The sequence below is a fragment of the Mesorhizobium sp. M7A.F.Ca.US.008.03.1.1 genome (assembly GCF_003997495.1).
GTDB lineage: Bacteria > Pseudomonadota > Alphaproteobacteria > Rhizobiales > Rhizobiaceae > Mesorhizobium.
Map to the genome: position 1 here is coordinate 86,623 of NZ_RZRU01000025.1, position 6,311 is coordinate 92,933.

7 protein-coding genes are annotated in these 6,311 nt (G+C 62.5%); 3 read left to right on the forward strand and 4 right to left on the reverse strand.

Features of this window, described 5'->3' with window-relative positions:
- Positions 1–4: 4 nt before the first annotated feature.
- The 4 genes from EOA16_RS27195 to speB all read right to left on the reverse strand — a co-directional run bounded on the left by EOA16_RS27195 (position 5) and on the right by speB (position 3,261).
- Positions 5–652, reverse strand: a complete 648-nt coding sequence (locus tag EOA16_RS27195; protein WP_013528435.1) for an amino acid ABC transporter permease — start codon at positions 650–652, stop codon at positions 5–7.
- Entirely contained in the window at positions 649–1,305 is a 657-nt protein-coding gene (locus EOA16_RS27200; protein WP_127260882.1) for an amino acid ABC transporter permease, read from the reverse strand. Before EOA16_RS27200 ends, EOA16_RS27195 begins: the two co-directional genes overlap by 4 nt.
- Positions 1,306–1,311: 6 nt before the next feature.
- Positions 1,312–2,118, reverse strand: a complete 807-nt coding sequence (locus EOA16_RS27205; RefSeq protein ID WP_127260883.1) for a transporter substrate-binding domain-containing protein — start codon at positions 2,116–2,118, stop codon at positions 1,312–1,314.
- 81 nt (positions 2,119–2,199) lie between these two features.
- Positions 2,200–3,261, reverse strand: a complete 1,062-nt coding sequence (speB, locus tag EOA16_RS27210; RefSeq protein WP_127260884.1) for an agmatinase — start codon at positions 3,259–3,261, stop codon at positions 2,200–2,202.
- Between the two features lie 254 nt (positions 3,262–3,515).
- On the opposite strand from speB, the gene gcvA reads away from it, so the two are divergent.
- The 3 genes from gcvA to EOA16_RS27225 form a co-directional block, all read left to right on the forward strand.
- A complete protein-coding gene (gene gcvA, locus EOA16_RS27215; protein WP_127260885.1) occupies positions 3,516–4,490 on the forward strand; it encodes a transcriptional regulator GcvA in 975 nt (324 codons plus the stop codon).
- A gap of 136 nt (positions 4,491–4,626) precedes the next feature.
- On the forward strand, positions 4,627–5,931 hold the full coding sequence (gene pncB, locus EOA16_RS27220; protein ID WP_127260886.1) for a nicotinate phosphoribosyltransferase: 1,305 nt from the start codon (positions 4,627–4,629) through the stop codon (positions 5,929–5,931).
- Between the two features lie 132 nt (positions 5,932–6,063).
- On the forward strand, positions 6,064–6,311 hold a 248-nt coding region (locus EOA16_RS27225; protein ID WP_245456018.1), incomplete at its 3' end, for a transposase family protein.

Here is a 6,311-nt window from a genome sequence, read left to right on the forward strand (position 1 = left end):
CGCGTCAGCGAGCAGCCGCCTGTTTCTCGAGCCGCCGCGCATATTGCGTCAGCGGAAAACACATGACGAAGAAGATCAGCGCCACCAGCCCGTAGACCTTGAACGGTTCGAAGGTCGCATTGTTGATGGCGTTGGAGGTTCGCACCAGCTCCTCGAAGCCGATGATCGAGGTCAGCGCGGTCGATTTGATCAGCTGAACCAGGAAGCCGACGGTGGGTGCGCGGGTGATCGAAAAGGCCTGCGGCAGGATGATCAGCCTCAGCTCCTGCAGATAGTGCAGGCCAAGGCTGGCGCCAGCGTCCCATTGGCCGAGGGGTAGCGCCGCGACGCCAGAGCGCCAGATCTCGGCGAGATAGGCGCTGGCGAAGAAGGTCAGGCCGAGCGCCGCCGCCGTCCAGGGTTCGATGCGCAGGCCCAGCATCGGCAGGCCGAAGAACATCAGGAACAGCTGCATCAAGAGCGGCGTGCCCTGGAACAGGGCGATGTAGCCGGAAGCAACACGCCTGCTCCACTTGTTCTTGGCGATCCTGAAGAACAGCACGATCATGCCGACGATGCCGCCGCCGATGAAGGCGGCCAGCGATAGCAGCACCGTCCAACGGGCGGCGAGCAGCAGGTTGCGCACGATGTCCCAGAAGGTGAACTCGATCATGACACGCCGGCTCCGAGCGCACGGCGTCCGCCTGACACCAGCAGTCGGCGCAAGGCCATCGACAGAGCAAGATAGACCAGCGTCACGACGAAATACGTCTCGAAGGAACGGAAGGTGCGCGCCTGCAGCATGTCGGCCTCGTAGGTCAGCTCGCGCACGGCGATCTGCGATACGACAGCCGATTCCAGCATCATGATGACGATCTGGCTGGTGAGCGCAGGATAGATAATCTTGAGCGCCTGCGGCAGCACGATCTTGATGAAGACCTGGCGGGGCCGCAGGCCAAGCGCAAGCGCTGCTTCCGTCTGCCCGCCGGGCACGGCGTCAAGCCCGGCCCCGACGATCTCGATGGTGTAGGCCGCCATGTTGAGCGTCATCGCCAGCATGGCGGCCAGGATCGGGTCGAGCCGGATGCCCAGGCTGGGCAGCCCGAAGAAGATGAAGAACAACTGCACCAGGAACGGCGTGTTGCGCATCACCTCGACGTAACAGGCGATTGCCCGCTTGAGGAGCACCGGGCCGTTTCGTCGCCCCGCGGCACCCAGGATGCTGAGCAGCGTTCCGGCCAGCGTGGTCACGGCGATCAGCAGGATCGTCGTGGCCGCGCCGTGCGCGATGTCGCCCAGGGCACCCGGGAGCCAGGCAAAGGCCACGGAAACTCAATCCTTCAGGTTGTCGGGATTGAGCGGCGTCTTCAGCCAGGTTTTCGAGCTTTCGTCCAGCTTGCCGTCGGCCAGCATCTTGGCGACCGCATCGTTGACGGCCTTCTTCAAGCCGTCTTCATTCTTGTTGAGGCCGATATGCGAAGGCGAGGTCAGAAGCTGGAACTTCTGCTCCGGCTTCAGCGCGTCCTGCTTGGCAAGCACCTGCGCGCCGACATCGTTGCCGACGACCATCAGTTGCGTCTGGCCGGAGATGAACGCCTGGATCACCGAATTGTAGTTGTCGAAGCGCTTGATGTCGGCCGACGCCGGTGCTGCCTCGGTGAGCGAGGTGTCTTCCAGCGTGCCACGATTGACGGCGATCGACTTGTCGGCGAGGTCTTCCTTGCCCTTGACCGCAAGTGCCGCCGGACCGATCACGGCGATGTAGTAGGGCGCGTAGGCGGCGGCGAAATCGATGACCTGCTCGCGTTCCTTCGAATAGCCGACGCTCATCAGGATATCGACGCGGTGGTCGTTCAGATACGGGATGCGGTTCTGGCCGGTGACGGCGACGGGATTGAGCTTCACCTTGAGCGTATCGGCAATGTATTGCGCGACATCCATGTCATAGCCCTTGAGGCTCATGTCGGCGCTGGCCGAGGAGAAGGGCGGAAAGTCGGCGAAGACGCCGACATTGATGGTGCCGGCCTTGGTGATGTCCGCCAGCGCATCGGCACTGGCGGCCTGAACTGCAAGGCCCAAACCGGCCGTGCCGAGCATCAGCACGGCGGCGATGGATGAAAATGTCTTTCGGATTGTCATTGTTATTCCCCTGTCTGGAAGCTTGTTTGTTGGATACGGTCGCCGACTCCAGCGCGGCGGCCGCCTTTGCTTTTCTAAGCGTCAGGCGCCCTTGCCTGTGATTGCCGGGCTGAACACCATCAGGCTCAATATCTCGAACAGCACCTGTGCCGCCGCATGCGCCGTGTTGGTGGTCGCGTCATATTGCGGCGCCACCTCGACGACGTCGCCGCCGACGATGTTGAGGCCTTTCAGGCCGCGCAGCAGCTCGAGCACTTCGCGCGTCGTCAGGCCGCCGACTTCCGGCGTGCCGGTACCGGGTGCGAAGGCCGGATCGACGCTGTCGATGTCGAAGGAGACATAGGTCGGCCCGTCGCCGACTATTCTGCGCGCCTTCTCGATGATGGCGGGAATGCCGAGACCAGTCACCTCCTCGGCATGGACCACGGTCATGCCGGACTCGTAGGTGAACTCCCACAGATATTCGGCCGAGCCGCGGATGCCGATCTGGATGGTGCGCGTCGGATCGAGCACGCCGTCGAGCACCGCATTGCGGAACGGCCCGCCATGGTGGAACTTGGTCATGTCGAACAGGCCACTGGTGTCGCAATGGGCGTCGATATGGATGAGGCCGACCGGCGCCTTCTTGCCGACGGCCTTCAGGATCGGATGGCTGATCGAATGGTCGCCACCGATCGACAGCGGGATGACGCCGGCATCGACGATCTGGTTGGTGCGGCGCTCGATATCCTCATGGCTGATCTCCAGCCGATAGCGGCTGCGGAACGGCGTGTCGCCGATGTCGGCGACCCGAAGTTCGTGCGTCGGCGCGCATTCCAGCACGTGATTGTAGGGGCCGATGCGCTCGATGGCGCGCAACGCCCTTGGCCCGAAGCGCGAACCTGGCCGGTTGGTGACGCCGAGATCCATCGGCACGCCGATCATTGCCACCTGAAGGTCGCCGAAATCCGGATTGTCGGCCGATATTTCGCGGTAGGGCGCGGCGAGGAAGGTCGGGATGCCTGAATAGGGTGCCAGCCGCGTGCCGCTCTTGGAGAAGATCTTGTCGGCGACCTTGCGGAATTTCGGGTCGAACATCTCGCCGCCGTGGCTTTCACCATATTTGCGACGCAACGCGTCGAGCTTGCCGCGATCGTATCCCATGTCCGCTCCTCCTGGGCTGATACAGTGCCGACGCGGGTGACGCCTGCGACCGACCGTCATCCGGCCGGGCCGCTGTCCCGCTGGCTGCCTGCAGATTTCACGTCTTGATGCTGTTCCAAGCTCAGTGTCTGGCAGCGGCATTGAAAAATCAATTGATATTGTTAGGGTGTTTTCTGTGAGAAAATCTCACAAACAACCCAGAGCACGATCTCATCCGGCCTCCATTTTTCGGGATCGTGCTTCGATGGATGTTCATGACCAATCGCCTGCCGCCCCTCAACCCGCTGCGCGCCTTCGAGGCAACGGCCCGGCATGGCTCGCTGACCAAGGCGGCCAGTGAGCTGAACGTCACGCATGGCGCCGTCAGCCACCAGATCAAGGCGCTTGAGCAGTCGCTCAGTGTCAAGCTGTTCGAGCGGGTCGGCCAGCGGGTCAAACTGACACCGCATGGCGCGGAGCTTCTGCCGGCGGTGTCGACCGCCTTCGACGGCATCGCCGCCGCCACCCAGCGCATGACAAGGCCGGCGAGCAGCGGCACACTTTCGGTCTCCTGCGTGCCGGCGCTTCTGTTGTTGTGGATGACACCGCGGCTTGGCAGTTTCATGGCGCAATATCCCGACATAAGGCTGACGCTTATTCCTTCCAACGATCCCAAGGATTTGCGGGCGCCGAACATCGATGTCTGCGTGCATTATGGCGACGGCAGCTGGACCGATTGCTGGATGCGCAAATGGTCGGGCCTCGAACTGTTTCCCGTGGTCAGCCCGACCTTGATCAACAACCGGCCGATCCGCAGCGTCAGGGATCTCGCCGACCATGTATTCCTGCATGGCGATGACGGCCGCGAATGGCACACCTGGCTGGCGACCGCCGATGCGCTGGACCTGGAGCGGGGTCGCCGCCACCATCTCGGCGATGCGCGTATGGCCACCGAGGCGGCGGTGCATGGCCATGGCGTGGCGTTGGGCGACTCGGTGACGGCAAGCGCGCTGCTGGCCAGGGGCATGCTGGTCGCGCCATTCAGCCTGTCGGTGCCGGCGGTCGACGATTTCTATGTCGTCTGCCGCAACGAGATGCGGGCGACGCCGATCGTGCAGGTGTTCATCGACTGGCTGTTTGCCGAGAAGGCCGGGGATGACGGCCGCGCCGATGCCCCGGTGGCCGGCCGCATCGTCAGCCGCCGCAAACGTCCGGCGCTCAGGGTGATGGGCGGCAAATCCGCAAGCTGATGCCAAGCTGCGCGCCGCCGCATGCAGGCAGCTCTTTTTGTCGGGCCAGCCTGAAAGCGGGCAGCGTTCCGGCCGATTCGATGCTATGAGGCCTGTCGCGATTGTGGATGGCAGGCAGCAAAGGCGGTGTTGAAACATGGCTAAGACCGATATTGCGCGGCGCGTCTACAACCACACCTGGAAGCTCGATCCGATCGTGCGCAGCCTGCTCGATACGGATTTCTACAAGCTTTTGATGCTGCAGATGATCTGGGGCATGTATCCCAAGGTCGACACCACCTTCTCGCTGATCAACCGCACAACTTCGGTGCGGCTTGCCTACGAGATCGATGAGGGCGAACTGCGCGAGCAGCTCGACCATGCCCGCACGCTGCGCTTCTCCAAGAAGGAGATGATCTGGCTCGGCGGTAACAATTTCTACGGCCGCAAGCAGATCTTCGAGCCGGAGTTCCTCGCCTGGCTGGAAGGCTTCCGGCTGCCCGAATACGAGCTGTCGAAGCGCGACGGCCAGTATGAGCTGACCTTCAGCGGGCCGTGGATGTACACCACGCTGTGGGAGATCCCTGCGCTCGCCATCATCAATGAACTCCGATCTCGCGCGGCCATGCGGGCGTTCGGCCCCTTCGCGCTCGATGTGCTTTATGCCCGCGCCAAGGCCAAGATGTGGGCCAAGACCGAGCGGCTGAAGGCGCTGCCCGGCATCCGCATCTCCGACTTCGGCACGCGGCGGCGCCATTCCTTCCTGTGGCAGCGCTGGTGTGTCGAGGCGCTGAAGGAAGGCATCGGCGAGGCGTTCACCGGCACCTCCAACGTGCTTCTGGCCATGGACAACGACCTTGAAGCGCTCGGCACCAACGCCCATGAATTGCCGATGGTGTTTGCCGCGCTTGCCAATTCGGAGAAAGAACTGAAGCAGTCGCCCTACAAGGTGCTGCAGGACTGGCAGCGCTACTATGGCGGCAATCTGCTGATCGTGCTGCCCGATGCCTTCGGCACCGCGTCCTTCCTGCGCGATGCGCCGGACTGGGTGGCCGACTGGACGGGCTTCCGCCCCGACAGCGCGCCGCCGATCGAAGGCGGCGAAAAAATCCTGTCCTGGTGGCGCGACAAGGGCAAGGACCCCAAGCAGAAATTGCTGATCTTCTCCGACGGGCTCGAGGTCGAAACCATCGAAGAGACCTACCGCCATTTCAAGGGCAAGGTGCGCATGTCCTTCGGCTGGGGCACCAACCTCACCAACGACTTCGAAGGCTGCGCGCCGACGGAAACCAACAGTCTCGATGCCATATCGCTGGTCTGCAAGGTTACCGAGGCCAATGGCAGGCCAGCGGTGAAGCTGTCGGACAACCCGGCCAAGGCGACGGGCGACGAGGAAGAGATCGAGCGGTATCTCAGGATTTTTGGCGAGAAGGACCGCGTGGAGCAATTGGTCAAGGTGTGAGGGGTGATGGGGCTCCTGGATAGTTCGAGTTCCTTGGCGCCCCCCTCTGTCCTGCCGGACATCTCCCCCTCAAGGGGCAGGGGAATCGCAGATAAGTTGATTGGCACTTGCCAAGCAGGAAAAGAGGGATTCTTGAGAGGCTTTCTCGTTGCAGAGGAGGCCGCAGTGCCGTTTGTTATGTCTATCCTGCGAGAGGTTCGTGATCCGCGCGATATCAATGCGCGGCATAATCTTGCTGAACTTCTGTTCCTGGCGCTTGCAGCGACACTGTGCGGTGCCAAAAGCTGTGTGGACATTGCTGAATTCGTGGAGGGCCGGGAAGACGAGTTGAAAGAGATCGTCGAGCTGAAGCATGGGTGTCCGAGCCACGACACCTTCAG

Coding starts and splice junctions, on each gene's coding strand:
- gcvA (WP_127260885.1), top strand. CDS start 3,516: ATGACCAATCGCCTGCCGCCCCTCAACCCGCTGCGCGCCTTCGAGGCA.
- pncB (WP_127260886.1), top strand. CDS start 4,627: ATGGCTAAGACCGATATTGCGCGGCGCGTCTACAACCACACCTGGAAG.
- speB (WP_127260884.1), bottom strand. CDS start 3,261: ATGGGATACGATCGCGGCAAGCTCGACGCGTTGCGTCGCAAATATGGT.
- EOA16_RS27195 (WP_013528435.1), bottom strand. CDS start 652: ATGATCGAGTTCACCTTCTGGGACATCGTGCGCAACCTGCTGCTCGCC.
- EOA16_RS27205 (WP_127260883.1), bottom strand. CDS start 2,118: ATGACAATCCGAAAGACATTTTCATCCATCGCCGCCGTGCTGATGCTC.